Annotated in this window: 20 protein-coding genes and 1 pseudogene; 13 read left to right on the top strand and 8 right to left on the bottom strand. The window is 69.3% G+C overall.

The annotated features are described in order from the left end of the window. Positions 1-682: 682 nt before the first annotated feature. From ABMY26_RS11090 to ABMY26_RS11100, 3 genes and pseudogenes are all read left to right on the top strand, one after another. Positions 683-868: pseudogene (locus ABMY26_RS11090) on the top strand (cation transporter); the annotation flags it as partial. 391 nt (positions 869-1259) lie between these two features. Continuing rightward, a complete protein-coding gene (locus tag ABMY26_RS11095) occupies positions 1260-2273 on the top strand; it encodes an AAA family ATPase (protein WP_045585190.1) in 1014 nt (337 codons plus the stop codon). After that, positions 2263-3198 (top strand): ParB/RepB/Spo0J family partition protein, encoded by a 936-nt coding sequence (locus ABMY26_RS11100; protein ID WP_372396326.1) that lies wholly within the window; start codon positions 2263-2265, stop codon positions 3196-3198. The genes ABMY26_RS11095 and ABMY26_RS11100 overlap by 11 nt, the downstream gene beginning before the upstream one ends. Here ABMY26_RS11100 and ABMY26_RS11105 read toward each other — a convergent pair. Beyond that, positions 3195-4616 carry an aldehyde dehydrogenase family protein gene (locus ABMY26_RS11105; protein WP_372396328.1) on the bottom strand — a complete coding sequence of 474 codons (1422 nt, stop codon included), beginning with the start codon at positions 4614-4616 and terminating at the stop codon, positions 3195-3197. The two genes, ABMY26_RS11100 and ABMY26_RS11105, sit on opposite strands and share 4 nt — an antisense overlap. A 106-nt stretch (positions 4617-4722) precedes the next feature. Here ABMY26_RS11105 and ABMY26_RS11110 point away from each other — a divergent pair, with 106 nt between their 5' ends. The 5 genes from ABMY26_RS11110 to btsR all read left to right on the top strand — a co-directional run bounded on the left by ABMY26_RS11110 (position 4723) and on the right by btsR (position 10844). Continuing rightward, positions 4723-5628 carry a LysR family transcriptional regulator gene (locus ABMY26_RS11110; protein ID WP_372396329.1) on the top strand — a complete coding sequence of 302 codons (906 nt, stop codon included), beginning with the start codon at positions 4723-4725 and terminating at the stop codon, positions 5626-5628. Positions 5629-5660: 32 nt separating this feature from the next. Further along, positions 5661-7190, top strand: coding sequence for a malonyl-CoA synthase (locus tag ABMY26_RS11115; RefSeq protein WP_372396330.1), 1530 nt, complete (start codon positions 5661-5663; stop codon positions 7188-7190). A gap of 250 nt (positions 7191-7440) precedes the next feature. Next, positions 7441-8259: a polysaccharide deacetylase family protein gene (locus ABMY26_RS11120; RefSeq protein ID WP_372396331.1), complete on the top strand. Its 819-nt coding sequence runs from the start codon at positions 7441-7443 to the stop codon at positions 8257-8259. A 136-nt stretch (positions 8260-8395) separates the two neighbouring features. After that, on the top strand, positions 8396-10093 hold the full coding sequence (locus tag ABMY26_RS11125) for a LytS/YhcK type 5TM receptor domain-containing protein (protein WP_372396332.1): 1698 nt from the start codon (positions 8396-8398) through the stop codon (positions 10091-10093). Between the two features lie 28 nt (positions 10094-10121). Further along, positions 10122-10844 (top strand): two-component system response regulator BtsR, encoded by a 723-nt coding sequence (gene btsR, locus ABMY26_RS11130; protein ID WP_045585195.1) that lies wholly within the window; start codon positions 10122-10124, stop codon positions 10842-10844. A gap of 6 nt (positions 10845-10850) precedes the next feature. Here btsR and ABMY26_RS11135 read toward each other — a convergent pair whose 3' ends face one another. Further along, entirely contained in the window at positions 10851-11555 is a 705-nt protein-coding gene (locus tag ABMY26_RS11135; protein WP_372396333.1) for an aspartate/glutamate racemase family protein, read from the bottom strand. Positions 11556-11824: 269 nt separating this feature from the next. Here ABMY26_RS11135 and ABMY26_RS11140 point away from each other — a divergent pair, with 269 nt between their 5' ends. After that, positions 11825-12775: a YihY/virulence factor BrkB family protein gene (locus ABMY26_RS11140; RefSeq protein WP_372396334.1), complete on the top strand. Its 951-nt coding sequence runs from the start codon at positions 11825-11827 to the stop codon at positions 12773-12775. Here ABMY26_RS11140 and ABMY26_RS11145 read toward each other — a convergent pair. Further along, positions 12723-12926, bottom strand: coding sequence for a CstA-like transporter-associated (seleno)protein (locus ABMY26_RS11145; protein ID WP_045585196.1), 204 nt, complete (start codon positions 12924-12926; stop codon positions 12723-12725). The two genes, ABMY26_RS11140 and ABMY26_RS11145, sit on opposite strands and share 53 nt — an antisense overlap. 257 nt (positions 12927-13183) lie before the next feature. On the opposite strand from ABMY26_RS11145, the gene ABMY26_RS11150 reads away from it, so the two are divergent. Then, entirely contained in the window at positions 13184-14989 is a 1806-nt protein-coding gene (locus tag ABMY26_RS11150) for a carbon starvation protein A (RefSeq protein ID WP_372396335.1), read from the top strand. A 135-nt stretch (positions 14990-15124) separates the two neighbouring features. On the opposite strand, the gene ABMY26_RS11155 is transcribed toward ABMY26_RS11150, so the two are convergent. Further along, positions 15125-16609, bottom strand: a complete 1485-nt coding sequence (locus ABMY26_RS11155) for an L-lactate permease (protein WP_372396336.1) — start codon at positions 16607-16609, stop codon at positions 15125-15127. Positions 16610-16780: 171 nt separating this feature from the next. Next, positions 16781-17707, bottom strand: a complete 927-nt coding sequence (locus ABMY26_RS11160; RefSeq protein WP_372396337.1) for a LysR family transcriptional regulator — start codon at positions 17705-17707, stop codon at positions 16781-16783. Positions 17708-17934: 227 nt separating this feature from the next. On the opposite strand from ABMY26_RS11160, the gene ABMY26_RS11165 reads away from it, so the two are divergent. The 3 genes from ABMY26_RS11165 to ABMY26_RS11175 all read left to right on the top strand — a co-directional run bounded on the left by ABMY26_RS11165 (position 17935) and on the right by ABMY26_RS11175 (position 21052). Continuing rightward, positions 17935-19299, top strand: coding sequence for a CitMHS family transporter (locus tag ABMY26_RS11165; RefSeq protein WP_372396338.1), 1365 nt, complete (start codon positions 17935-17937; stop codon positions 19297-19299). A gap of 93 nt (positions 19300-19392) precedes the next feature. After that, the gene (locus tag ABMY26_RS11170) at positions 19393-20736 is read left to right on the top strand and encodes an acyclic terpene utilization AtuA family protein (protein ID WP_372396341.1); all 1344 of its coding nucleotides are present in this window, start codon (positions 19393-19395) and stop codon (positions 20734-20736) included. A 1-nt stretch (position 20737) separates the two neighbouring features. Continuing rightward, positions 20738-21052 (top strand): hypothetical protein, encoded by a 315-nt coding sequence (locus tag ABMY26_RS11175; protein ID WP_372396343.1) that lies wholly within the window; start codon positions 20738-20740, stop codon positions 21050-21052. 92 nt (positions 21053-21144) lie between these two features. Here the strand turns inward: ABMY26_RS11175 and ABMY26_RS11180 are convergent, their stop codons facing one another. From ABMY26_RS11180 to ABMY26_RS11190, 3 genes are all read right to left on the bottom strand, one after another. Next, entirely contained in the window at positions 21145-22839 is a 1695-nt protein-coding gene (locus tag ABMY26_RS11180) for a methyl-accepting chemotaxis protein (protein WP_372396344.1), read from the bottom strand. Positions 22840-23113: 274 nt separating this feature from the next. Next, positions 23114-25693, bottom strand: a complete 2580-nt coding sequence (locus ABMY26_RS11185) for an extracellular solute-binding protein (protein WP_372396346.1) — start codon at positions 25691-25693, stop codon at positions 23114-23116. Beyond that, on the bottom strand, positions 25665-26339 hold the full coding sequence (locus ABMY26_RS11190) for a response regulator transcription factor (RefSeq protein ID WP_372396347.1): 675 nt from the start codon (positions 26337-26339) through the stop codon (positions 25665-25667). The genes ABMY26_RS11185 and ABMY26_RS11190 overlap by 29 nt, the downstream gene beginning before the upstream one ends.

Raw genomic sequence — 26339 nt, forward strand, 5'->3', positions numbered from 1 at the left:
CCAGAGTTCATGGGGAAAAATGAGCGCCTGTGGACGAATCGCGCCATTCCGGGAGGCGATGGCTTGAACTTTGGTGACGCCGGAAGCGTCGATTCGAGCCGGCGATTCGGTGGGTTACTTGATTGAGCGTCACCAAAGTTCAAGTTTCGGTGGAGAATCGGGGGCTTTCGCGGTTACGTGAGCACCGTGCGTGCCGTGGCTCGAGGGCCGGTGGGCATGGCGGGGTTCCGGTCATTCGACTTCAGTGCTTGCAACGCCCGGAATCCTGCATTTGCGGCGGTGACCGTGACGGGGGGGCCGGAGCGTCACCAAAGTTCAAGGCGCCGGTCGAGTCGATCCCAAGCGGCTTATCGGTGGTCTGGCTGCGGCGGGCGTCACCAAAGTTCAAACCCACGGGCGGCCGGCGTCACCAAAGTTCATGAGTCCCGCCGAGTCGATGCTGTTGGCGGACCGCTTGGAAGCGGCTGGGGAGCTGCTGGGGGCGTCACCAAAGTTCAAACCTGTCGCCCTTCCCTGCCCCTGCCGCCCCTTCCCGGCGTCACCAAGGTTCAAGCCATGCGGTCGCGATGGAACCGGGCCGCCGCCGGGTTGCTCCCGCACGCAACCGCCGGGAAAGGAGCCCCCATGGCGCAAGACGCTTCGACGGCTTCGGCCCTGGGATCGGAGGGAGAGCAGGTGAAAGGTGGTTGTCGTCGTCATCGCGGCCAATCTGACGATCACCGTCACCAAGTTCGGGGCTGCGGCCTTCGCCGGCAGCGCTTCGATGCTGAGCGACACCGTCCATTCCCTGGTGGACACCGGCAGCGGGGCGTTGATGCTGGCCGGGCTGAAGCGGTCGAGGCGGCCGCCGGACAAACGTTACCCGTTCGGCTACGCGCGCGAGCTTTACTTCTGGACCTTCGTGGTGGCGCTGGTCTTCGCCGCCGCCTTCCTCGCCCATGAGACGAAGAGCCTGCCGATCGACGAATCCGCCCGCCCCGATCTGGTTCGCGGCGTGCGTGCGCTGCTGCTGGACGAGCCGGCGGTGAATCGGGTGAACGAGGTGCTGACCATTCAGCTCGGCCCGGTGGCGGTGATCGGACCATCAGCACCGATGTGCGGGACGATGCGACGGCCGGCGCGTCGGAACCGGCGCAGGACGCGCGCTGCATCGGGCAGGCAGCACGGTGATTGTTGTGGCAACTCCCATGGGGCTCCATTGACAAAGTTCCGGCAACTTGCTCAGACTCCGCCGCACCGGACAGGAGGGGGACATCGGAATGCTGTCGATCGTGGGCGACGACATGCGCCAGCTGCGCGAGCGCCGCGGGGAGAACCAGACGCAGTTCGCCGACTGGCTGAACGCGCAGCTCGGGCGCAGCTACACCAAGGCGCGGATCAGCCGTTGGGAAAGCGGGGCGGAGCGCATCCCGCAGCAGCTGGTGGATTTCCTGATGCGCCAGCGGACCGACGAGAAGCCGCGGTCGGCCACCTTCCTGGCCATCGCCAACCAGAAGGGCGGGGTCGGCAAGACCGCGACCGCCGTCAACCTCGCCTATGCCCTGACCGACGGCGGCGCCCGGGTGCTGCTGATCGACTGCGATTCGCAGAGCAACGCCACCGTCCATGTCGGCGTCGGCAACGCCGCCATCGTCGCGCTGGAGCAGCAGCGCAAGACCCTCTATTACGTCCTGCGCTCCGAAGAGCCGCTGACCTCGGTCATCATGCCGACGACGGAAAGCGGGCTGGATCTCGTTCCCGCCGGGCTGTCGCTGGCCGACGCCGACGTCGAGCTGGCGGCCGATTCCACCGGCGGGCTGATCCTGCGGGAGAAGCTGGAGGAGGTGCGCCACGCCTATGATTTCGTGGTGATGGATTGCGCGCCGAACCTGGGGCTGGTGACGGCCAACGCGCTGTCGGCGGCCGAGCTGGTGGTGGTGCCGGTGCAGACGGAGGCGCTGGCCCTGCTGGGCGTCAAGCGGCTGGTCGACACCATCGGCCGCATCCGCCGCCGGGTGAATCCCGGCCTGCGCATCGCCGGCATCATCCCCACCATGTACAACGACCGGCTGACCCAGGACCGTGCCACCCTGCAGGAGCTGCACGAATCCTATGCCGGGCAGGTGCCGGTCTTCCCGCCCATCCCGCGCGCCACCGTCTATGGCAAGGCCGCCGCCGCCGGCATGATCACGCTGGCCGGCGACCCCAAGGCCCCGGGGGCCGAGACCTTCCACGAGGTGGCCCGCCAGATCCGTGACTATGCCCAGCGCCGGGAGACCGCCCATGTCGCGTAAGTTCGAACGCAAGACCCGCGAACTGCTCGGCACCGCTCCGGCTGCGGATGGCGGGATGGCCGGTGGGCTGAGCGGCGGCTTGACGGTGGGCAGCGACCGGCTGTTCGGCACCTCGGCCGGCTTCCCCCATGTGGTGGAACTCGACCTCGACCGCGTCCACCGCAACCCCGACCAGCCGCGCCGCCATTTCGACGAGGCGGAGCTGCGCAGCCTCGCCTCCTCCATCGAGCGGCACGGGTTGCAGAACCCGATCCTGGTGCGCCCGCTGCCGCAGGGCGAGTATCTGCTGATCGGCGGCGAACGGCGGGTGCGCGCCCATGAGATTCTGGGCCGCAGGACGGTCTTCGCCATCCTGACCTCCGGCGACCCGGACGAGATCGGGCTGATCGACAATGTCCAGCGTGTCGACCTGAACGCGGTGGAATATGCCATGGCGCTGGGGCGGCTGATCGACAAGCACGGCTACACCCATGACGAGCTGGCCGCCGTGGTCGGGCGCGACCGCACCGACGTCACCAAGCTGCTGGCGATCCTGACCCTGCCGGACGGGATCAGGGACGAGTATGCGGCGGGCTTCGCCCATGTCTCCCGCTCGGTGATGATCGAGATCGCCGCCGCCCCGGCCGAGCTGCATGCCGGCCTGTGGCAGCGGGCCAAGGAGGGCGCCAGCGTCAAGGCGGTCCGGCAGGCCAAGCGCGACCACGCCCAGGGCGGGGCGCGCGAGACCGTTGCGGACGACGGAGAGGCGGATACCGCTCCGCAGGAGGCGGCGCGGGCGCTGCGGGCCAGCGTGAAGCGCATTCTTCGTGATGTCGCGGTGGTGCGCGAGCAGCGCCGCCACCTCGATCCCGACAACCGCGAGCAGCTGCTGCGGCTGCGGGCGGAGATCGACGCCATCCTGGCCGGGGTGGATGCGGACGTTTAGGCGTCCGCCCCCAGCAGCGCCTTCGGTTCCAGGAAGGCTTCCAGGCCGAAACTGCCATACTCGCGGCCGATGCCCGATTGCTTGAATCCGCCGAACGGTGCCTTGGGATCGTGGGCGAGGCTGTTGACCAGCACGCGCCCGGCGACGATCCGCTCGGCCACGCGGCGGGCGCGGGCGGTGTCGCCCGACAGCACATAGGCCTGCAGGCCATAGATGGTGTCGTTGGCGATGGCGACCGCCTCCTCCTCGTCCTCGTAAGGGATGATGGAGAGGACCGGGCCGAAGATCTCGTCGCGCGCGATGGTCATGTCGTTGCGCACGCCGGTGAACAGGGTCGGACGCACGAACCAGCCGGTGGTGCCGTCGGGCCGCCCCTCGCCGCCGGCCAGCAGTTCGGCGCCCTCCTCGATGCCGATGCGGATGTAGCGCTGGACACGCTCCCACTGGGTGCGGCTGACCATCGGGCCGACACCGGTGGCGGGATCGCGCGGGTCGCCGGCCCGCACCGCCTCGACCGCCGCCCGGGCCAGCACCTCGACCTCGGCGAGGCGGCTGCGCGGGGCCAGCAGGCGGGTGCCGGCGATGCAGGCCTGGCCGCTGTTCATGAAGGCGGCATTGACCGCCAGCGGGATCGCCTGCGCCAGGTCGGCGTCGTCGAGGATGATCGTCGGCGACTTGCCGCCCAGCTCCAGCGTCACCCGCTTCAGCGTGTCGGCGGCGGCGCGCAGGATCGCCTTGCCGGTCGCGGTCGAGCCGGTGAAGGAGATCTTGGCGACGTCGGGATGGCTGGAGATCTCGGTCCCGACCGGATCGCCCCGGCCGGTGACGATGTTGAACAGGCCCGGCGGCAGGTCGGCGGCAAGGAGCGCCTCGGTCACGATCCGCGTCTGGCGGGCGCTCATCTCGCTCGGCTTGATCACCGCGGTGCAGCCGGCGGCGATCGCGGTGGCGAGCTTGCCGCAGATGAAGCCGGCATTGCTGTTCCAGGGCGTGATCAGCCCGGCGACGCCCAGCGGCTCCATGCTGACATGGGAGGTTCCCATCCGCCGGACGAAGGGATAATCGGCCAGCAGCTCCGCGGTGTCGCCGAAGAGGCTCACCGGGTGGTCGACCATGAAGCCGGCGCGCGAGACCGGCGCGCCATACTCGTCGATCACCGCGTCGAGCAGGTCGGCGCGGCGGGCGGCGACGGCATCGCGCAGGCGGTGCAGCATGGCGATGCGCTCCGCCCTGCCGGTGCGGGCGAAGGCGGGAAAGGCGCGCTTGGCCGCGGCGATGGCGGCGCGTGCGTCCTCCGCGTCGGCGAGGCGGACTTGGCCGGTGACCGCGCCGGTCGCCGGGTTGTGCAGGTCGAACAGCTCGGTCCCGTGCGGGGTGACGAAGCCGCCGTCTATATAGATGGTGTCGATGATGCGCATGATGGCCTTCCAAACCAAGGTCATGGGGTTGGCCTTGCAGGTAGCGCGGCGGGATGGATCGAATAAGATGGACAATCCTGCATGAGGCGGTGAAGGGAGCGGGACAATGGAGACGACCGGGCTGTCCGAGCTGGAGGCGGTGCATGCGGTCGCCCGGCATCGCGGCTTCCGCGCCGCGGCGGTCGAACTCGGCGTATCGCGCTCCGCCCTCAGCCACGCGGTGGCGGCGCTGGAGGCGCGGCTGGGGGTGCGGCTCTTCCACCGGACGACCCGCAGTGTCGCCCCGACCCAGGCGGGCGAGCGGTTCGTCGCCGACACCGCCCCTGCCCTGCGGGACATCCGCGCGGCACTCGACCGGCTGGCCGGCGAACGCATCACCCCGAGCGGGACGCTGCGCATCAACAGCTCGGCCGGGGCGGCGCGGATGATCATGCAGCCGGTCGTCCTGGAGTTTCTGCGCCGTTATCCGGAAATGACCGTCGACATCGTCACCGAAGGGCGGCTGGTCGACGTCGTGCTGGAGGGCTTCGATGCCGGCGTCCGTCTGGCGGAGCTGGTGCCGCAGGACATGATCGCGGTGCCGCTCGGCCCGGAACTGCGCTTCGCCGTGGTCGGCGCGCCCGGCTATTTCGCCGACAAGCCCATTCCGACGATGCCGGCCGACCTTGCCCGCCACCGCTGCATCCGCAGCCGCATGCCCGGCGGCAGCCTCTATCGCTGGGAGTTCGAGCGCCATGGCGAGGCCGTCGCCGTCGACGGGGCGGGGCCGCTGATCCTGGACGATTCCCTGCTGATGCTGGATGCGGCGCGGGCGGGGATCGGGCTGGCCTATCTGACGGAATGGCAGGTCGCCGAGGATCTGGCGGCCGGGCGGCTGGTGCGCGTGCTGGAGGAGTGGACGCCGCCCTTTCCCGGCCTCTGCCTCTATTATTCCGGCCGGCGCCATCTGCCGGCGGGGCTGCGGGCGCTGGTCGATCTGGTGCGGGAGATCGGGGCGAAAGCCGGTATATGATGATGAATCCGCTCCGCAGGGACCCGATCGACATGACCGAGAACTTCTTCGACATCCTCGCCGCGCGCTTCCCCGCCGATGCAGACGCGCCCTTCATCGAGCTGGAGTCCGGCCGGCGCTACAGCTACCGCGACCTGCGGGACATCAGCGGCCGCTATGCCCGGCTGCTGGCCGGTCTGGGCGTCGGCAAGGGCGACCGTGTCGCCGTGCAGGTGGAGAAGTCGGCGGAGGCGGTCTTCCTCTATCTGGCCTGCCTGCGGGCCGGGGCGGCCTATCTGCCGCTGAACACCGCCTACACCAGGGCGGAGGTCGGCTATTTCCTGGGCGATGCGGAACCGCGGGTGTTCGTCTGCGCCCCGGCCAATGCGGCGGCGCTGGCCGACACCGCGGCGGGGGCCGGGGTCGGCACCCTGCTGACGTTGGGCGCAGGCGGTGACGGCAGCCTGCCGGACCGGGCGGCCGGGCTGGATCCGGACTTCGACAGCGTGCCCTGCGCGGCGGACGATCTGGCGGCGATTCTCTACACCTCCGGCACCACCGGGCGGTCGAAGGGGGCGATGATGAGCCACCGCAACCTGTCCTCCAACGCCGCCACGCTGCATGAATATTGGGGGTTCCGGCCCGGCGACGTGCTGCTCCACGCCCTGCCGATCTTCCACACCCATGGGCTGTTCGTCGCCACCAACTGCGTGCTGATGAACGGCGGCGCCATGCTGTTCCTGGCGAAGTTCGATGCCGACGCCGTGTTCCGCCTGCTGCCGCGGGCGACCGTGATGATGGGGGTGCCGACCTTCTACACCCGCCTGCTGGCCGATGCGCGGCTGACGCGCGAGGCGGCGGCGCACATGCGGCTGTTCGTCTCCGGCTCGGCCCCGCTGCTGGCCGACACCCACCGGGAGTTCGAGGCGCGCACCGGCCATGCCATCCTGGAGCGCTACGGCATGACCGAGACCGGGATGATCGCCTCCAACCCGCTCGACGGCGAGCGCATCCCCGGCACGGTCGGCTTCCCCCTGCCCGGGGTGTCGCTGCGGGTGGCCGACGGGGAAACCGGCGAGCCGGTGCCGGACGGCGAGGTCGGCGTGCTGGAGGTGAAGGGGCCGAACGTCTTTTCCGGCTATTGGCGGATGCCGGAGAAGACGGCGCAGGAGTTCCGCCCCGGCGGCTGGTTCATCACCGGTGATGTCGGCCGGATCGACGGGCGCGGCTATGTCCACATCATCGGCAGGGCCAAGGATCTGGTGATCTCCGGCGGCTTCAACGTCTACCCCAAGGAGGTCGAGACGGTGATCGACGCCATCGACGGGGTTGTGGAGTCGGCGGTGATCGGCGTGCCGCATCCCGATTTCGGCGAGGCGGTGGCGGCGGTGGTGCTGCGGCGGCCGGGCGCAGTGGATGAGGGCTTGGACGAGGTGGCGATCATCCGCGCCTGCAAGGAGCAGCTCGCGAATTTCAAGGTGCCGAAGCTGGTGGTGTTCATGGACGAGCTGCCGCGCAACGCCATGGGCAAGGTGCAGAAGAACCTGCTGCGCGAGGCGCACAAGGGGGCGTTCGGGGGGTGAGCGCGGGAGCGGTGCCGCCCCCACCCTGACCCTCCCCCGCTCTCAGCGGACCTATGGTCCGCCTGTCGCGTCAGCACAAAGCATAGCTTTGTGCGATAGCTGCGCGGGGGAGGGAACTCCGCCGCGTTCCCGGCTTGGCTGTGGTCACAAGAAACCGCTTGTCCGTGGCCGATGGCCGGCGCAAAGCTCGCGCTCCGTCCGGCCTACCCCGTTCGGGGAGTGCCGGCCCGATCTTTCGCGTGTGCCTTCGATGATCAGTCTCCTTCGCCGTGCCGTCCTGCCGCTCGGGCTGGCGGTCGCGCTGCTCGCCCTGCCCTGCCCGCTTCTGTCGGCCTCCGCGCTTGCCGGGCAGCGCAGCTATGCCGCCACCCATGGCGCGGCGCCCTTCGAGACCCGGCACCTGATCCCCGGATCGGACTTGGCACTCGGCGACGTCGATCTCCGCCGGCCGGATGCCCAGGTGGTGGCGCTGACCATCGATGACGGGCCGGACGACAACGACGCGCGCATCCTCGACATCCTGCGGGCGCATGGGGCCAAGGCGACCTTCTTCTACATCGGCGCCAAGATCCCGGCGCACCGCGACATCGCCCGGCTGGTCGCCGCGTCCGGCAACGAGGTCGGCAGCCACACCCAGACCCATCCGATGACCACCGACCTGCCGCCGGCACAGCGGGAATGGAACCTGGCCCAGGCGGAGGCGGCGCTGGCCTCGGTCGGGGTGCGGGCAGCCTGGTTCCGGCCGCCCTATGGCGATGTCGACGACGCGTTGGCGGCGCTGGCCCGCCACCATGGCATGGCGACGGTGCTGTGGACCGCCGACAGCCAGGACTGGAAGGACACCGGAACCGACATCATCCGCCGCCGGGTGACCGAGCGACTGGCCCCCGGCGCCGTCGTCCTGATGCACAGCACCAAGGCGGCCTCGGTCGCGGCGCTGCCGGCGATCCTGGAGGAGGGCGGGCGCCGGGGCTACCGCTTCGTCACCATGAGCGAATGGGACGCGGCGATGCGCCAAGCGGTCAGCCCGTCGCTGGCCCTGCTGCACCACCCTGCCCCGCGGCGGTGAGGTTTGGCCTTGCCAGAAATGCAAGGATGTCCCATCGAAGGCGGCGGCGGGCTGATGTAGGATACGGGCGAGCGCCGGCCCGATCTCCGCAGTCGTTTCCACAGCCGTTGCCGGGGCCGCTGCCGGGAATGCCGCCATGCCTGTCGAGCCCATCACCCTGATCCTCTCGCTGCTCCAGCAGATGTGCGTCTATCTGGTGATCGCCTATCTGCTGAGCCGGACGCCGCTGTTCCTGCCGCTGACCCATGTGACGGTGCGCTGGCCGCACAAGCTGGCCTGCTATGTGATCTTCTCGATCTTCTGCATCATGGGAACCTATTTCGGTCTCCACATCGACGACAGCATCGCCAACACCCGCGCCATCGGCGCGGTGCTGGGCGGCATCTTCGGCGGGCCGTCGGTCGGGCTGGCGGTGGGGCTGACCGGCGGGATGCACCGCTATTCGCTGGGCGGCATGTCGGCGCTGGCCTGCGCCATCTCGACCATGGCGGAGGGGCTGATCGGCGGGCTGGTCCATCGCCACATGGTACGCCACGGGCGGATCGAACCGCTGTTCAACCCGCTGCGCGTCGGTGCGGTCACCTTCGTCGCCGAGGTGGTCCAGATGTTGATCATCCTGGCGGTCGCCCGGCCGTTCGAGGCGGCGGTACATCTGGTCGAGGTGGTGGCGGCGCCGATGATCGTCGCCAACACGCTGGGGGCGGCGCTGTTCATGCGCATCCTGCTGGAGCGCCGCGTGCTGGACGAGAAGCAGTCCAGTGCCTTCTCCGCCAAGGCGCTGAAGATCGCCGCCCGCTGCGACGGCGTGCTGCGCGGCGGCTTCAACAGCGCCAACAGCACCCGCGTCGCCCGCATCATCTATGAGGAGACCGGTGTCGGCGCCGTCGCCATCACCGACCGCGAGAAGCTGCTGGCCTTCATCGGCATCGGCGACGACCATCACCTGCCCGGCACGCCGATCAGCTCGCGGCAGACCCATCAGGCGATCGCCAACAACCAGGTCATCTATGCCGACGGCAACGAGGTGGCCTACCGCTGTTCGATCAGCCCGACCTGCCGGCTGGGGGCGGCGCTGGTCATCCCGCTGGTCGGCGAGGATGGCGGGGTGATCGGCACCATCAAGCTGTACGAGCCGAAGACCAAGATCTTCTCCACCATCAACCGCACGCTGGGGGAAGGCGTCGCCCGGCTGCTGTCCAACCAGATCCTGGCCGGCCGCTACGAACAGCAGAAGGCCCTGCTCGCCCAGTCGGAGATCAAGCTGCTGCATGCGCAGGTCAACCCGCATTTCCTGTTCAACGCGCTGAACACCATCTCCGCCGTCATCCGCAACGACCCGGAACGGGCGCGCCAGCTGGTGCAGAACCTGTCGACCTTCTTCCGCAAGAACCTGAAGCGGCCCAGCGAGACCGCGACGCTGAACGACGAGATCGAGCATGTCAGCGCCTATCTGCAGATCGAGCTGGCCCGCTTCACCGGCCGGCTGAGGGTGGAGATCGACGTGCCGGACGAGCTGCGCCATGCCCGGCTGCCGGCCTTCTCGCTCCAGCCGCTGGTCGAGAACGCCATCAAGCACGGCACCGCCCAGCTTCTGGGCGACGGCGAGGTCCGCATCGCAGCCCGGCGCGAGGGCGGCGACCTGCTGCTGTCGGTGGAGGACAATGCCGGCCTTTACGAGGCGAAGCCGGGCGGTGACGGGCTGGGGATGACCATCGTCGACCGCCGCATCCGCAACCGCTACGGTGAAGCCTTCGGCGTCACGGTCGCCTGCGATCCCGACCGGTCCACCCGCGTCACCCTGCGCCTGCCCCTGGAAGAAACCGTACCCGCATGATGGCTCCACCCATGATGGCCCTTATACCATGATGACCGTCCTGATCGTCGACGACGAGCCGCTGGCGCGCGAGGAGCTGCGCCGGATGCTGGAGGAATCCGCCGACATCCGCATCGCCGGGGAATGCGCCAACGCCATCGAGGCGATCGGCGCCATCAACCGGCAGGCGCCCGACGTGGTGTTCCTCGACATCCAGATGCCGCGGGTCAGCGGGTTGGAGATGCTGGGCATGCTCGACCCCGAGCGCATGCCGCGCATCGTCTTCCTGACCGCCCATGACGAGTATGCCGTCCAGGCCTTCGAGGAGCATGCCTTCGACTATCTGCTGAAGCCGGCCGACCCGGCGCGGCTGGAGAAGACCCTGCAGCGGCTGCGCCGGCAGCAGGCCCCGCAGCAGGATGTCCGCGTCCTGCCGGGAGCGGCCGAGCTGCGCCACATCCCCTGCACCGGCGTCAACCGCATCACCCTGATGAAGCTGGCCGACGTCGAGTATGTGGTTTCCCGCCCGGCCGGCGTCTATGTGGTGGGAGAGGACGGGCAGGAGCGCTTCACCGAGCTGACGCTGCATACCCTGCAGGAAAAGAGCCCGCTGTTCCGCTGCCACCGCCAGCATCTGGTCAATCCGGACCGCATCCGGGAAATCCGCTTCGCCGATGGCGGGCTGGCGGAAATCCTCACCACCGGCGGGCACGGCGTTCCGGTCAGCCGGCGCTTCCTGGGCGCGCTGAAGGAACGGCTGGGGATGGGCTGAGCACCGTCACATGCCGGCGGTCGCCAGTTCGACCGCGGCCTCGGCATGGATCGCCGTGGTGTCGAAGAGGGGAACGGCGCTGTCCTCCGCCCCGACCAGCAGCATGATCTCGGTGCAGCCGAGGATGACCGCCTCGGCCCCACGCTCGACCAGACGGGCGATGACCTCGCGGTAGGCCTGGCGGGAGGCGGGCTCGACGCGGCCCTGGACCAGCTCGTCATAGATGATGCGGTGGACGGTGGCGCGGTCGGCCTCCTCCGGGATCAGCACCTCCAGTCCGTGCCGGTCGGCCAGCCGGCCCTTGTAGAAGTCCTGCTCCATGGTGAAGGCGGTGCCGAGCAGCCCGACCCGGCGCAGGCCGGCGGCGCGGATGCGGTCGGCGGTGGGATCGGCGATATGCAGCAGGGGAATGCCGACGGCGCCCTGCACGTCGGCCGCCATGCGGTGCATGGTGTTGGTGCAGATCAGCAGGAAATCGGCGCCGCCGCGCTCCAGCCGGCGGGCGGCGTCGACCATCAGGGCGGTGGCGTCGTCCCATCGGCCGGCATGCTGCAACGCTTCGATCTCGGCGAAGTCGAAGGACCACATCAGGCAGCGCGCCGAGCGCAGGCCGCCCAGCCGGTCGCGGACCTGCTCATTGACGATGCGGTAATATTCGGCCGAGCTTTCCCAGCTCATGCCCCCGATCAGGCCGATCACCTTCTGCGACACCGGTTGCGCTCCCGTCCTGGGTTGAATGGAACGTTTGAAACCGGGTGAAACAGTGTCCGGCGTTCCGTTCCATCGTTTCATCTCCAACGCTTCGTCGGCCGTTGCCGGCCGACGGGTGTGGAGGGCTTCTTCCTACCACGGACCGGCGGGGACGGGTAGGCGCGGGCGGCAAATCCGTACCCCCGAAGCCGGCGGGCATGACCGAATGGCCGCGCCGGGCGTTATCCCAGCCACGGACCGTAACGTCACGGACCGGAACGGAGGCGGCGATGGGAGCCTTGCGGCGGGGATGGGGGATCGTCGTCGATGCGGCCTATGGCTGGATCGACCACGATGCCATGAGCATGGCCGCGTCGATCGCCTTCTACACCATCTTCTCGCTGGCGCCGCTGGCGATCCTGGTCATCGCGCTGGCCGGGCTGGTGTTCGGCGACGAGGCGGCGCGGGGCGCGCTGGTCGATCAACTGTCGGCCCTGATCGGGCGGGATGCCGGGCAGACGGTGCAGGATCTGATCGCGCGGGCCGGCAACCGCGACACCGGCATCCTGGCGAGCATCATCGGGATCGGCACCATCGTCGTCGGCTCCACCACCGTCTTCGTCGAACTCCAGACCGCGTTGAACCGCATCTGGAAGGTGGGGGCGCCGCAGGAATCGACCTTTACGTGGCTGGTGCGGGTCCGGCTGAAGGCGCTGGCGCTGATCGGCGCCATCGGCTTCCTGCTGATCGTCTCGCTGGTGGTCAGCGCGACCCTGGCGGCGGTCGGCAGTTGGGCGGGCGGGTGGGCAGCCGGCCATCTGCCGGCGATGCCGTCGCTGCTGTGGCTGCTCGACGTGGTGACGTCCTGGACGGTGCTGACCGGCCTGTTCGCGCTGATCTACCGCATCCTGCCCGACACCCGCATCCGCTGGGCCGACGTCTGGCTGGGGGCGGCGGCCAACGCCTTCCTGTTCGCGGTGGGGAAGTTCCTGATCGGCTTCTACATTGCCACCAGCGGCGTGGTGACGGTCTATGGCGCCGCCGGATCCTTCGTGCTGATCCTGCTGTGGGTCTATTATTCGGCCGTCATCTTCCTGTTCGGGGCGGAGCTGACCCGCGCCTATTCGGAACGCAGCGGCAGCCGGTCGCATCATCCCGCCGTGGGGCATGCCGCCGGCCACCCTTCTGCTACCGGCCGCAGCAGCCGCGTCCCAGAGTCATCAGGATCTGGCGGGCCTTGAAGGCCCGGCGGTCGAGCGGCGGCTCGTCCGGGGCGAGGCGGGCCTGGGCCTCGCGGTAGCGGTCGTAGGAATCGTCGTTGAACAGCCGGCGCAGGTTGGACAGCGCCTTGCGCAGCGGCGTGCGGGGGCAGGGTGCGGGTTGGGTGGTCATGGGAGCGGCCTCCGGGTGAAGCGGTGTCGGCGATGTGGGACGTCCCACACTAGCGCCGCCGGGGCTGGGAAGGGGCCGATTCCCGGCGAGCGGCGGCCTGGAGCGGACGAGCGGCGCCCATCGCGCCTTGAGCGGCGCCGCTCGCCCCCCGCCGGCTGCCGCTCGCCACGTCCTGGCTGCCGCTCGCGGCATTCCACCCCACGGGCGCCGGGGAACGGCCTAGACCTTTCGGCAGGTCCTTACTCAGGAGAGCCGTCATGGATCACGCCCTAACCTTTGTGATCGCGACACTCTGCATTCTTGCGCTCTGCTACCGCTTTTACGGCGTGTTCTTCGTGCGCAAGGTTCTCCGTGCCGACGATTCGGAAGTCACCCCGTCCCATATCCTGGCCGACGGGAAGAACTATGTGCCCACCAAGAAGTGGGTGAATGCGGGTCAGCACTTCGCGGCGATCGCCGCCGCCGGCCCGCTGGTCGGCCCGGTGCTGGCCGCCCAGTTCGGCTATCTGCCGAGCTTCCTGTGGCTGCTGATCGGCTGCGTCATCGGCGGCGCCGTGCATGACACGGTCGTGCTGTTCGCCTCGATGAAGCACAAGGGCCAGTCGCTGTCCGAAGTCGCCAAGGCCGAGCTCGGCCCGGTGGCCGGCTGGTGCACCGGTCTGGCGATGCTGTTCATCATCACCATCACCATGGCCGGCCTGTCGATGGTCGTCGTCCATGCGCTGGAACGCAACGCCTGGGGCACCTTCGCGGTGTTCATGACGATCCCGATCGCCATCGCGCTCGGCCTCTACGAGCGGGTCACCGGCTCGTCCAAGGGCGCCACCCAGGTCGGCATCGCCGCCATCGCCGCCTCGGTCTTCGCCGGCCCCTACATCCAGGGAACGATGGTCGGCGAGTGGCTGACGCTGCATGCCGAAACCGTGGCAATCGCCCTGCCGGTCTATGCCTTCTTCGCCACCGCCCTGCCGGTGTGGATGCTGCTGACCCCGCGCGGCTACCTGTCGAGCTTCATGAAGATCGGCGTGTTCGGTGCGCTGGTCGTCGGCGTTGTCTTCATCAACCCGGAAATCCGCTTCCCGGCCCTGACCGACTTCATCCATGGCGGCGGCCCGGTGCTGAATGGCCCGGTCTGGCCCTTCATCTCGATCACCATCGCCTGCGGCGCCATCTCCGGCTTCCATGCCTTCATCGGCTCGGGCACCACGCCGAAGCTGATCGACAAGTGGAGCGACATCCGTCCGGTGGCCTTCGGCGGCATGCTGGCGGAATGCGTGGTCGGCGTCATGGCGCTGATCGCCGCCACCTCGCTGCACCCCGCCGATTATTTCGCCATCAACTCCGCGCCGGCCGCCTTCAAGGCCCTGGGCATGACCGTCGTCGACCTGCCGCGGCTGAGCCAGGAGATCGGCCTCGACCTCTACGGCCGCACCGGCGGTGCGGTGACGCTCGCGGTCGGCATGACCGAGATCTTCACCCGCGTGCCGTGGTTCGGCAACCTCGCCTCCTACTTCTTCCAGTTCGTCGTCATGTTCGAGGCGGTGTTCATCCTGACCGCCGTCGACAGCGGCACCCGCGTCGCCCGCTACCTGCTGCAGGACCTGCTCGGCGACGTCTATGCCCCGATGAAGCGGCTCGACTGGGTTCCCGGCTCGATCCTCGCCAGCGTGCTGGCCTGCCTGGCCTGGGGGTATCTGCTGACCTCGGGCGACATCAACTCGGTCTGGGCGCTGTTCGGTGTGTCGAACCAGCTGATGGCCTCGGTCGGCCTGATCATCGGCGCGACCATCATCCTGCGGCTGGCGCAGAAGCGGGTCTACATGCTGACCTGCCTGATCCCGCTGGCCTACCTGTTCGTCACGGTGAACGTCGCCGGCTACTGGATGATCGCCAACGTCTACCTGAACAAGGCGGCCAAGGGCTACAACCCCTTCAACGCCGGCATCTCGATCATCATGCTGGTGCTGGGCTTCGTGATCCTGGTCGCCGCGCTGAAGAAGTGGCGGGAGCTGTTCCAGGCCCGCGCCGCCATGGCTCCGATGATGGCCACCCCGGCCGAGTAAGGTTCACGTTTCCCCGATCCCCTGCCTGGGGGCGGTGATACCAGGAAGCGGGCCATGTGGGACGTCCCACATGGCCCGCTTCGTTTTGTCCGGATCCCGGTCTGCCGGGGGAGTGGGGCGGGCGGGGGAGGGCGGCTACACTGCCTGCCACGCCATCAGGCCGGCAGCCACGACGATGACGGCCAGCAGGGAGAGGACGGAGGCCAGCCCGATCGGCAAGGCCAGCCGGTAGATCGATCCCTCCGCCTTCTCCAGCCCGACGAGTCCGGCGGCGAGCACGATGCGGCCGGGGTTCAGCATGGTGCAGATGCTGCCGGCGACCGTCTGGATCGCCGCGGTCATGATCGCCGGCAGGCCGCTTCCGGCGGCAAGGCTCAGCTGAATGTGCATCATCAGGGCGTTCGATGCGGTGTTGGACCCGGTCAGCATCCCCGCCGCCCCGCCGAACACCGGGGTCGCCAGCACGGCGAAATGCCCGGCGGCCTCCCGCCACGCCTGGCCGAACATCGCCGCCCCGCCGGACGCGGCCATGAAGGCGGCGAACTCGACGAAGACCAGCGTCGCCGCCATCGGCACCAGGGCGGCGCGAAGGGCGCCGAGGGCGACGTCGGCAGCATGGGGAGCCGATTGCGCGGAGGTGTCGCCCCGGGGCAACCGGGCAAGCAGGATGGCGGCGATCACCACCAGCCATGTCGCCGGATGGCGCAGCACGGCCAGCGGGGCGAGCCCGCCGAACGGGTCGAGCACCAGCCAGCGCCCGGTCCAGTCGGACAGCGGCGGCAGCAGCCGCGTTGCCATCAGGGCGCCGACCAGCATGACATAGGGCCACAGCCGGGCGAACAGACCGCGGAGGTCGGCATCGCCGCGCAGCAGCCGCGGTGCTTCCACCAGCACGAGCAGGATGCCCGTCGCCAGCCCGCCGCCCAGTTCCGGCGCGACGAACCGGTTGGTCGCCCAGATCAGCGCGGCCAAAACCAGGACCAGCGCAAGGTCGGCCGCCCGGTCCCGCAGGGTGGAGCGCAGTCCCGCCGCGTGGATCAGGCCCCAGAACACCGGCAGCAGGCAGGGCAGCACGACCGCCATCAGCAGGGCGCTCGCCGTCCCGAGTTCGGCGAAGGACACGCCGACCAGTTCGGCCCCGACCCGGGTGCCGACGCCCATCGCCCCCCAGGGTGCCAGCACCTGGCTGAACAGGCCGAGCGCTGCGGCATGCACCGGCGGTAGCCGCATCGGCCGCAGCATGGCAAGCGCGACCACCAGCCCGACGCCGAAGCCGGTCACCGATTCGGCGAAGGGGCCGACCAGGAAGCAGGCGGCGAAGACGGCGCGGCGTCGGTTCTCCTGCGGGACGGCGGCGGCGTCCAGGCCGCGCGCCTCGAAGGCGCGGTGGAACAGCAGGCCGGCGGCGATGATCGACATCGCATGCCACGCCAGCCACGCCCCTTCGCCCGCCTTGGCCGCCGCCACCCCGAGCGCCGTGTCGAACGACGGTTGGACCGCGATCAGCGTGGCGAGCGCCAACGCCATGCCGACCAGTCCGGCATTGAGCAGGCTGACCCGGCGGGAGGCGAGCAGGAGGATCGTGCCGGCGAGCGGCATCATGTGGAAGGCGAGGGCCATGATCGGAAAGGACTGCCACGTAAGGAAGGATGGCGGCGCAGGGCGCGGCCGGAGGATCCGGATACTAGTATATCTTGAGCAGTGCAATCATGGCGTGCCTGCATTCCGGCCAAGCATTCCTGTCGCGCGTTTGGGCCGAATGTCTCTGCCGCGCAGATCGGGGGATGTGCATCAGGGCCGCAGCGGCAGGCTGGAGAAGTGGGGCGGGTTCAGGCCGGCCACCTCGGTCAGAAGCTGGGTGAAGCGCTCCGCGGCCGGCGACAGCGAGCGATTCGCCTTGCGGATGAAGCCGATCCGCCGCACCAGCCCCGGCGTGCGGATCGGCTCGACGGCGATGCCGTCGCAGTTGGCGGAATCGACCGCGGATTCGGGCAGCACCGATACCCCCAACCCGGCACGCACCATGCCGACCGCCGTCGACATGTAGTTGGCTTCGCAGGCAAGCCCGATCTCCAGCCCCTCCTTTTCCAACACCCGCTCCAGCAGGGAACGGACGCTGGTGCCGCGGGCGGTGAGGATCAGCGGGAAGGCCGCAACCTCCTTCAGCAGCAGCGGCCGCCGTCCGGCCAGGGGATGGTCGACGGGGAAGAAGGCGCACATGCGGTCGGACAGGAAATCGATCACCTCGACGTCGCGGTCCGGCCCGACCCGGCTGCCGATGCCGAAATCCACCTCCTCCGCCTTGACCAGCTGGATGATCCGCTCGGCGACGACGTCGCTGACCTTCACGTCGATGTTGGGATGGTCGGCGGCGAAGCGGCGGATGGCGAGCGGCAGCAGACCGGCGGCGACCGACGGCAGGGTCGCGACCGACACCGAGCCGCGCCGCAGCCCGGCCAGATCGTGGCCGGCGTCCATCACCGCCTCCAGCTCGCTGAGCACGCGCTGGAGCGCCGGGAGCAGGTCGCGGCCGGCCTGGGTCAGCACGACCTGCCGCTTGTTGCGGTCGAACAGGCGGACGCCGAGCGAGTCCTCGAGCTGGCGGATCTGCACGGTCAGCGCCGGCTGCGACACATTCACCTCGGCGGCGGCGCGGGTGAAGCTGCCCAGGCGGGCCACTGCGACGAAAGCCTTGATGTGCCTGACCCCTTGCAGCATGGCCGAAATCCCATAAAGAAAACGGAATACCGTAATCCAACAAATTCATTTCTCTAATCTGATTGGCGGTTCGTACCATGTCAATCACGGACGCTGCCATCGGACAGAGATGGAACCGCTTGAAGAAACCGGAGACGGTCCGGCAACGGGAGCGGCTTGCCGATCAGGGCGAAAATGCGTCTGCCCAAGAAGAAAACAATAAGAACATCAAGGTTAGCGGAGGTCCCATGCTTGCCATACTCGGTCTGGCCACCATCGTCGTGCTGCTGGTGGTCATCATGTCCAACCGGATGTCGCCCCTGGTGGCGCTGATCGCCATACCGATCATCGCCGCTTTGATCGGCGGCTTCGGCTTCGGCACGAGCAAGTTCATCATCGACGGCATCCGCGCCATCGCGCCGACCGCCGGCATGTTCGTCTTCGCCATCATCTTCTTCGGCGTCGTCACCGATGCCGGGATGATGGACCCGATCATCGACCGCATCCTGCGGCTGGTCGGCACCAAGCCGGCCCGCATCACCGTCGGCACGACGCTGCTGGCGCTGCTGATCCATCTCGACGGGTCGGGTGCGGTCTGCTTCCTCGTCACCATCCCGGCGATGCTGCCGCTCTACGAGCGGCTCGGCATGGACAAGCGCATCCTGGCGCTGTGCGTCTCGATGGCCGCGGGCGTCAATTTCCTGCCCTGGACCGGGCCGATGATCCGCTCGGCCGCGGCGCTGAAGGTGCCGGTGACTGACATCTTCAATCCGCTGATCGCGGTGCAGGGCGTCGGGCTGGTCTTCATCTTCGCGGTCGCCTATCTGCTCGGCAAGCGCGAGGAACGCCGCCTCGGCCTGTCGGTCACGGCGCTGGCCCCCGGCGAGGCGCGCTCGGTTGGCGCCATGGGGAGCGGCGCCATGGGTGCAGGCAGTGCCGCCGCGGCGGGGCCGGCTCCGCGGGTGCTGACGCCCGAACAGCAGAAGATCCGCCGGCCGAAGCTGTTCTGGGTCAATCTGGTGCTGACCCTCTTCATCATGGGCGTGATGATCGAAGGGGCGGTCGACCCGGTGGTGATGTTCATGATCGGCACCGTGCTGGCGCTGATGATCAACTATCCCGACGTCAAGATGCAGAAGGACCGCGTCGACGCGCACGCCAAGGCGGCGCTGATGATGGCGAGCATCCTGCTGGCCGCCGGCGTCTTCACCGGCATCATGGGCGGCACCAAGATGCTGAGCGCCATGGCGCAGTCCGCCGTCGCCTTCGTCCCGCCCGACATGGCGCAGCACATCCCCTTCGCGCTGGGCATCCTGTCGATGCCGCTGAGCCTGCTGTTCGACCCGGACTCCTATTATTTCGGCATGATGCCGGTGATCGCGGAGGTCTACAAGACGCTGGGCGGCGATCCGATCCAGATCGCGCAGGCCTCCGTGCTGGGCCAGATGACCGTCGGCTTCCCGGTCAGCCCGCTGACCCCCGCCACCTTCCTGGTCGTCGGGCTGTGCGGCATCGGCCTCGGCGAACACCAGAAATTCTCCATCCCCTTCCTCTTCGCGGCGTCGGTGGTGATGACCGTCACCGCTGCGGTCCTGGGCGTCATTCCGTTCTGACCCTCCGGCATCCGCCAAGCAGGATTTCCGACCCTCGCCCGCTCATGGGCGGCCCCGGAAATCCTGCGAACCCTGCCTGGACAGGAGCACATCATGAAAAGCATCCGTATCGGATCGGGCGCCGGCTATTCGGGCGACCGCATCGAACCGGCGGTCGAGCTGGCCGAACAGGGCGACATCCAGTATCTCGTCTTCGAATGCCTGGCCGAGCGCACCATCGCCATCGCCCAGGGCGCCAAGCGCAAGGATCCGGCCAAGGGCTACGACCCGCTGCTGGAAGCGCGCATGCGGGCGGTGCTGGAGCCCTGCCATAGCCGGGGCATCCGCATCGTCACCAACATGGGGGCGGCCAATCCGGCGGCCGGGGCGGCGAAGATCCGCGAGATCGCGCGCTCGCTGGGGCTGGAGGGGCTGAAGATCGCCGCGGTGTCGGGCGACGACGTGCTGGAGACGCTGGTCTCCGGCGGCCACCGCATCGAGGAGACCGGCGCCCCGGTGGCAGAGCTGGCCGACCGGCTGGTCTCCGCCAACGCCTATCTCGGGGCCGCGCCCCTGGTCGAGGCGCTGCGGGCCGGCGCCGACGTGGTGATCACCGGCCGCGTCGCCGATCCCGCCCTGTTCCTCGCCCCGCAGATCTTCGAGTTCGGCTGGTCGATGGAGGATTGGGACCGGCTGGGCAAGGGCACCGCGGTCGGCCATCTGCTGGAATGCGCCGGGCAGGTCACCGGCGGCTATTTCGCCGATCCCGGCGTCAAGGACGTCGCCGGGCTGGCCCGGCTGGGTTTCCCCATTGCCGAGGTGGCGGAGGACGGCAGCGCGGTCATCACCAAGGTCACCGGCTCCGGCGGGGCGGTGACCACCGCGACCTGCAAGGAACAGCTGCTCTACGAGATCCACGACCCGTCGGCCTACGTCACCCCCGACGTGGTTGCCGACTTCTCGCACGTCACCTTCACCCAGGAGGGGCCGGACCGCGTGCGGGTCGCGGGCGCCAGCGGGAGGAAGCGGCCGGACACGCTGAAGGTCTCGGTCGGCTATCTCGACAGCTACATCGGCGAGGGGCAGATCTCCTATGCCGGGCCGGGGGCGGTCGCGCGGGGGCGGCTGGCGCTGGAGATCGTGCGCGAGCGGCTGGAGCTGACCGGCGTGCGCGCGACCGAGCTGCGCTTCGACCTGATCGGCATCGATTCCATCCATGGCGACGCGCTGTCGACCGCCGGAGGGCAGGAGCCCTACGAGGTGCGGGTCCGCGTGGTCGGCCGTGCCGACAGCATGGCCGAGGCGGTGCGCATCGGCAACGAGGTGGAGACGCTCTACACCAACGGACCGGCCAGCGGCGGCGGCGCCACCAAGTCGGCGAAGGAGGTGGTGGCCATGCTGTCGGCCCTGCTGCCCCGTGCCCTGGCGAAACCCGCCGTCGATCATGTGGAGGCCTGACATGAAACTCCGTGACATCGCCCACTCCCGCACCGGCGACAAGGGCGACATCTCCAACATCTCGGTCATCGCCTTCGACGAGGCGGACTATCCGCTGATCGAGGCCGCCGTCACGCCGGAGCGCGTGAAGGCGCTGTTCGGCGAGGTCGTGCATGGCGAGGTGGTGCGCTACACCGTTCCCAGCATCGGCGCGCTGAACTTCGTGATGCAAAAGGCGCTGGGCGGTGGCGTCACCCGGTCGCTGGCGCTCGACGCCCACGGCAAGTGCCTGGCCTCGGCCCTGCTCGATCTCGACATCCCGGACCGGGCGGCCTGACCGGCGTTCGTGCGGTCGGCTTTCGGCGTAACGGTGGCCCGCCGATCGGGGGACATGCCTCCTCCGATCGGCGGGCCTTTCCGTTTGCGCCGTCAGCCGGCGCGCACCTGGGTCAGGAAACGGTGGACCTCGCCGCGCAGCCCCTCGGTGCGGACCGACAGCTCGCGGATGCATTCCAGCACTTCGTAGGCGACCTTGCCGCTCTGTCCGGCGGCGGTGTTCACGCCGCCGATGCTGGTCGACACCTCGTGGCTGCCCTGGGCGGCCTGCTGGATGTTGCGGCTGATCTCGCGGGTCGCGGCACCCTGCTGCTCGACGGCGGAGGCGATGGAGGTGGCGACGTCGTTGACCCGGCCGATGACGCGGGCTACGCCCTGGATTTCCTGGACGGCCTGCGCGGTCTCGCTCTGGATGTTGGAGACCTGGGCGGCGATATCCTCGGTCGCCTTGGCGGTCTGGTTGGCCAGCGCCTTGACCTCGCTCGCCACCACGGCGAAGCCTTTCCCCGCTTCACCCGCCCTTGCGGCCTCGATGGTGGCGTTCAGGGCCAGCAGGTTGGTCTGGCTGGCGATGGAGTTGATCAGCTCGACCACCGCGCCGATGCGTTCCACCGCGCCGGCCAGCCCCTCCACCTTGCCGTTGGCGCGCTCGGCGCTCTCCACCGCCTCGCGGGCGATCTGCGAGGACTGGCCGACCTGACGGCTGATTTCGCCGATGGAACTGGACAGCTCCTCGGTGGCGGATGCCACGGTCTGGACGTTGGCGGAGGTCTGTTCGGTCGCCGAGGCGGCGGCGCCGGCCAGCTTGCCGGTCTGGTCGGCGGCGCGGGTCATGTCCTGGGCGCGCAGCTCGATCCCTTCCGCCTCCTTGGCGACGTCGTGGATCAGGTTGCCGACCGACTGCTCGAACTGGTCGGCGAGCCGGGCGGTGGCCTGACGCTTCTCCGCCTCTGTGCGGTGCGCCAGCTCGGCCTGCCGCGACTCCAGCTCCGCCTTGGCGACGGCGTTCTCCTTGAAGACCTGCAACGCCTGGGCCATGCCGCCGATCTCGTTGCGCCGTGCGGCTTCCGGGAAGGTGACGGCGAGGTCGCCGGCGGCGAGCGAGGTCATCTTGTCGCGCAGGCGGTGCAGCGAGCCGACGATGTCGCGGTTGATCAGGACGGCGATCAGCACCAGGCCGCAGATCAGCGCCGCGGTGATGCCGCCGATCCTGAGCAGGAATTCCTGGTAGGCGGCATCGATGTCGTCGGTGTAGACGCCGGAGCCGACGATCAGACCGAGCGGCTGGAAGCGCTGCACGTAGTTGGTCTTCAGCAGCGGAACGTCGGAGCCGAGCTTGGGCCAGACATAGCGGACGATGGCGTCGTCCTGCGTCCGCATCGTGTCGACGATCTCGCGGACGAAGTATTTTCCGGCCTTGTCCTGAAGCTGGGTGCGGTCGGTGCCCACCGCCTTGTGGTTGGACGGGTTGGCGACGGCGATGCCCTTCATGTCGTAGGCGAACAGATAGTCGGCGCCCTTGTGGTAGGACATCGCGTGCACGGCGTTGCGGAAGCGCGTCAGCGCCTCGTCCCGGCCGATGGCCTTGGACTCGACCTCGGCGTTCAACCCCTTCGCCAGGCCGACGGCCATTTCCACCACGGAGCGGATGGTGTCGATGCGGTCGTCCACCATGCGCTGGTGGGAGACGGTGCTGCTGACGGCGATGACGATCAGCGACGCCAACACGGAAACGGAAACGAGGGCGATCAGCTTCACGCGGATCGTCAGATTTTCAAGCAGCCTCATGCCACGGTCTTTCCTGAGCTGACGGTTTTTCGGTCGTGCGGCGACGGCTTCCCGGCTCTCGGCGGACAATGTGGGATGGAGTCTGAACAGGAAGTCATCGCGGGAAAATTGCCGCGCCGAGGGGCTGGAGCCGGGCGGGATGCCCGGGCGGCCGGTCGGCGCACATGCTGGGAGTCGCCGCCACATTAACCGCGATGCTTTAAAACTTTCTTTGCGTCCGAAAATTTCGCGCCGGGGAAGCAGCCTGTCGCCGGCCTCGACGGAGCAGGTGGCCTCAGGGCAGTTGGATCGCCGATTGCCACAGTTGCAGGAAATGCCGGTGCTTCAGCGGGTCGAGGAAGACCAGCAGCGCCGCGCTGAGCGCGATGGGGTGGAGCGGCGCAACGGTGCTGGAACGCAGGCCGGAGGCCGACGCCTCGCGGGTCACGGTGGAGGAGAGCGCGTAAAGGGCGGAGCGGCCGGCGACCACCTCCTGGCCGCGGGTGGACAGCAGGTAATCGATGAAGCGGCCGGCCAGGCCGGGGCGGGGGGCCGATTTCGGGATCGCCGCGACGCGCGAGATGACGAGTGTGTAGTCCTCCGGCATCACGATGCCGATGGGCGCTCCCGCCGCGACGCGCGCCCGTGCGTAGGAACCCAGGACATTGTAGGCGATCAGTGCCTCGCCCCGCTCCACCATGTCGAGGAGCTCGGCGGTGCAGCAGGCCGTCCGCACCTGGGCGTTGCCCATCAGCCCCACCAGCTGCCAGTACTGGCTGAACAGCAGCGCGTCGTGGGCGGCCAGCAGATAGCCGATGCCGCTGCCGGCCACGTCATAGGTGGCGACCAGCCGGCCGTAATGGGCGCGGTCCTCGCGCAGCAGCCGGATCAGCGCGTCGCGGGTGCGCGGCACCCGGTCGTCGGGCAGGCGGTTGCGGTCGTAGGCGATCACCGCCGGCTCGAAGGTGAAGCCGAAGGCCTCGTTCCGCCAGTTGGCCCAGCCCGGCAGGAAATGGGTGTCGGCGGGGACATGGGGCTGGGTGTGCCCGTCATTCACCAGCTTGACCTGGAGGTCGGCGGCGGAGCTGATCAGCAGGTCCGGCTTGTCGGTGTCGGCATCCCTGACCGCGCGGGCATACAGCTCGGAGGTGCCGACGTCGACATACTCGACGGTGACGTCCGGGTTGACGCGCTGGAAGTCGAGGACCAGCGGTTCCATCGCCTGACGGTCGGTCGCCGCATGGATGCGCAGCCGCTCGCGCGCCGTGCCGGGAGCGGGATAGGTGAGGGTGGTCTGGGCCGCCGCTTGCGCCATGGCCTGGGTGGGCGGCCAGAGGGTGGCGATGAAGGCCAGGGCCGCCGCCAGCAAGGCCGCCCGGCCGGCGGATGGGCCGGGCGCGGCGCCGGTGGACGCTGTCCCGGTGGAAATAGGGGAGGGAGCGGGGAGGTCGAGCCGCGCGACCAGCCCGCCGCCGGGACGGTCGAGCAGGGACAGGACGGCGCCATGCGCCTCCGCCACCGAATGGACGATGGCCAGCCCCAGCCCGCTGCCGGCGACGCCGGCCGCCGAGCTGCCGCGCCCGAAGCGGGTCAGCACGGTGGCCTTCTCCGCGTCCGGGATGCCGGGGCCGCGGTCGGCCACCTCGATGCGCAGGCCGCGGTCGCCGGGGCGGCGGGCCAGCGACACCTCGATGGCGGCTTCGGCGCCGGCATATTTCACCGCATTGTCGACGAGGTTGGTCAGCGCCTCGCGCAGGCTGATGGCGTCGCCGGGCACCAGCCCCGGTTCCGCCTCGGGCTCGATCTCCAGCCGGATCGCGGTTTCCCCGGCGACCGGACGCGCCCGCTGGATGACCTGTTCCAGCAGGGCGCCGACATCGACGTCCGCCGGCTTCAACGCCTCGCTGCGGTGCATCACCATGGCGTGGTTGAGAAGCTGGCTGGTGAGGTGGCTGGCCTCCACCGCGTTGCGGTGGACGCGCTGGGCGATGCGGCGCAGGGCGGCTGGGTCGTCCTCGTCCGCCGCCAGCTCGGCCTGGAGGCGCAGGCTGGCGAGCGGCGTGCGGATCTGGTGCGCGGCGTCGGCCAGGAAGGTCTGCATGGTGTCCAGGTTGGATTTCAGCCGCTCCATCAACTGGTTGATGGCATGCACGAGCTGCGACACCTCCTGCGGCGGCGGCATGGCGATGGGGGAGAGGTCGCGGGCGTGCCGGTCGCGCAGCGCCCGCTCCAGCGTGCCGAGCGGGGCCAGCGCCTGCCGGATGCCGAACCACACCAGCCCGGCCACGGCGACCAGGGCGAAGACGATGGGCAGGAAGGCGTTGGCGAGGATGTCGCGGGCCAGCGCCTGCCGCTCCTCCCGCGTCTGGGCGACGGCGATGGTCACCCAGCCGGCGAGGCCCGGATGCGCGACGAAGCGGTCGAGGGTGGCGATGCGCACACGGGCGTCGCGGTAGGTGGCGTCGGCGAAGCGCGGGCGCACGCTGGCGCCGGGCCTGGCGGTCACCGGCAGGTCGTCGTACCCGGTGATCGGCGAGCCGTCGGGCGCGGCGATGCGGTAGAAGAGGCGGTCACGTCCGCCCTGCGGCCCGTCCTCCACTCCATCCTGTGCTCCGCCCTGGGCCAGGATGCTGAGCGAGGAATAGGGCAGGTCGACCAGGAAGCGCCCGTCCTGCACCCGCACTGCGTCGGCGATGGACAGGGCCGAGGCCGCCAGCAGCCGGTCGAAGGCGGCGTCGGCGGCGCGCCTGGCATAGGCGTCGACGAACAGGAACAGCCCGCCGGTCAGCACCGCCAGGACGCCGAGCAGCCGGACGAACAGCCGGCGGCGGAGCGAATAGGTGCCGTCAGTCGCCGACGCGGATTTCCGCCACATACCCCAGCCCCCGAACCGTGCGGATCTCCATGGACGATCCCTGCATCTTGCGCCGCAGCCGCGACACGTACAACTCGATGGCGTTCAGCGCGGTGGGCTGGTCCAGGCTGAACAGGCGGTCCATCAGATCCTCCTTCGACATCACGGCACCGAGTCCGCCGAGGAAGAGTTCCAGCAGGCGGAATTCGCGCCCGCCCAGCTCGACCGGCCGGCCGTCCACCTGCACCGTCTTGGCCGCGGCGTCGAACAGGATGTTGCCGAACTGCGTGCGCGACGACGCCATGCCCTGGGAGCGGCGCAGCAGCGCCCGGCAGCGCGCCTCCAGCTCGCGCAGGTCGAAGGGCTTGACGATGAAGTCGTCGGCGCCGAGGTCCAGCAGGTCGATCTTCACGTCCACCTGCGAGCGGGCGGTCATCATCAGCACGGGGGTGGCGTTGCGGCGCCGGCGCAGCTGGCCCAGCAGCGCCTGCCCGTCGATGCCCGGCAGCATGATATCGAGCAGGACGAGCTGGTAGGGTTCCCGGCGCAGCAGCTCCTCCGCCTCGTGGCCGTCGGCCACCCAGTCCACCGCGTAGCCCAGCTTGCGCAGGCGGTGGACGATGGCGTCGGCCAGATCCTCGGTGTCCTCGACGACGAGAATGCGCAT

This window comes from Azospirillum sp. HJ39 (genome assembly GCF_041507355.1).
GTDB lineage: Bacteria > Pseudomonadota > Alphaproteobacteria > Azospirillales > Azospirillaceae > Azospirillum > Azospirillum thiophilum.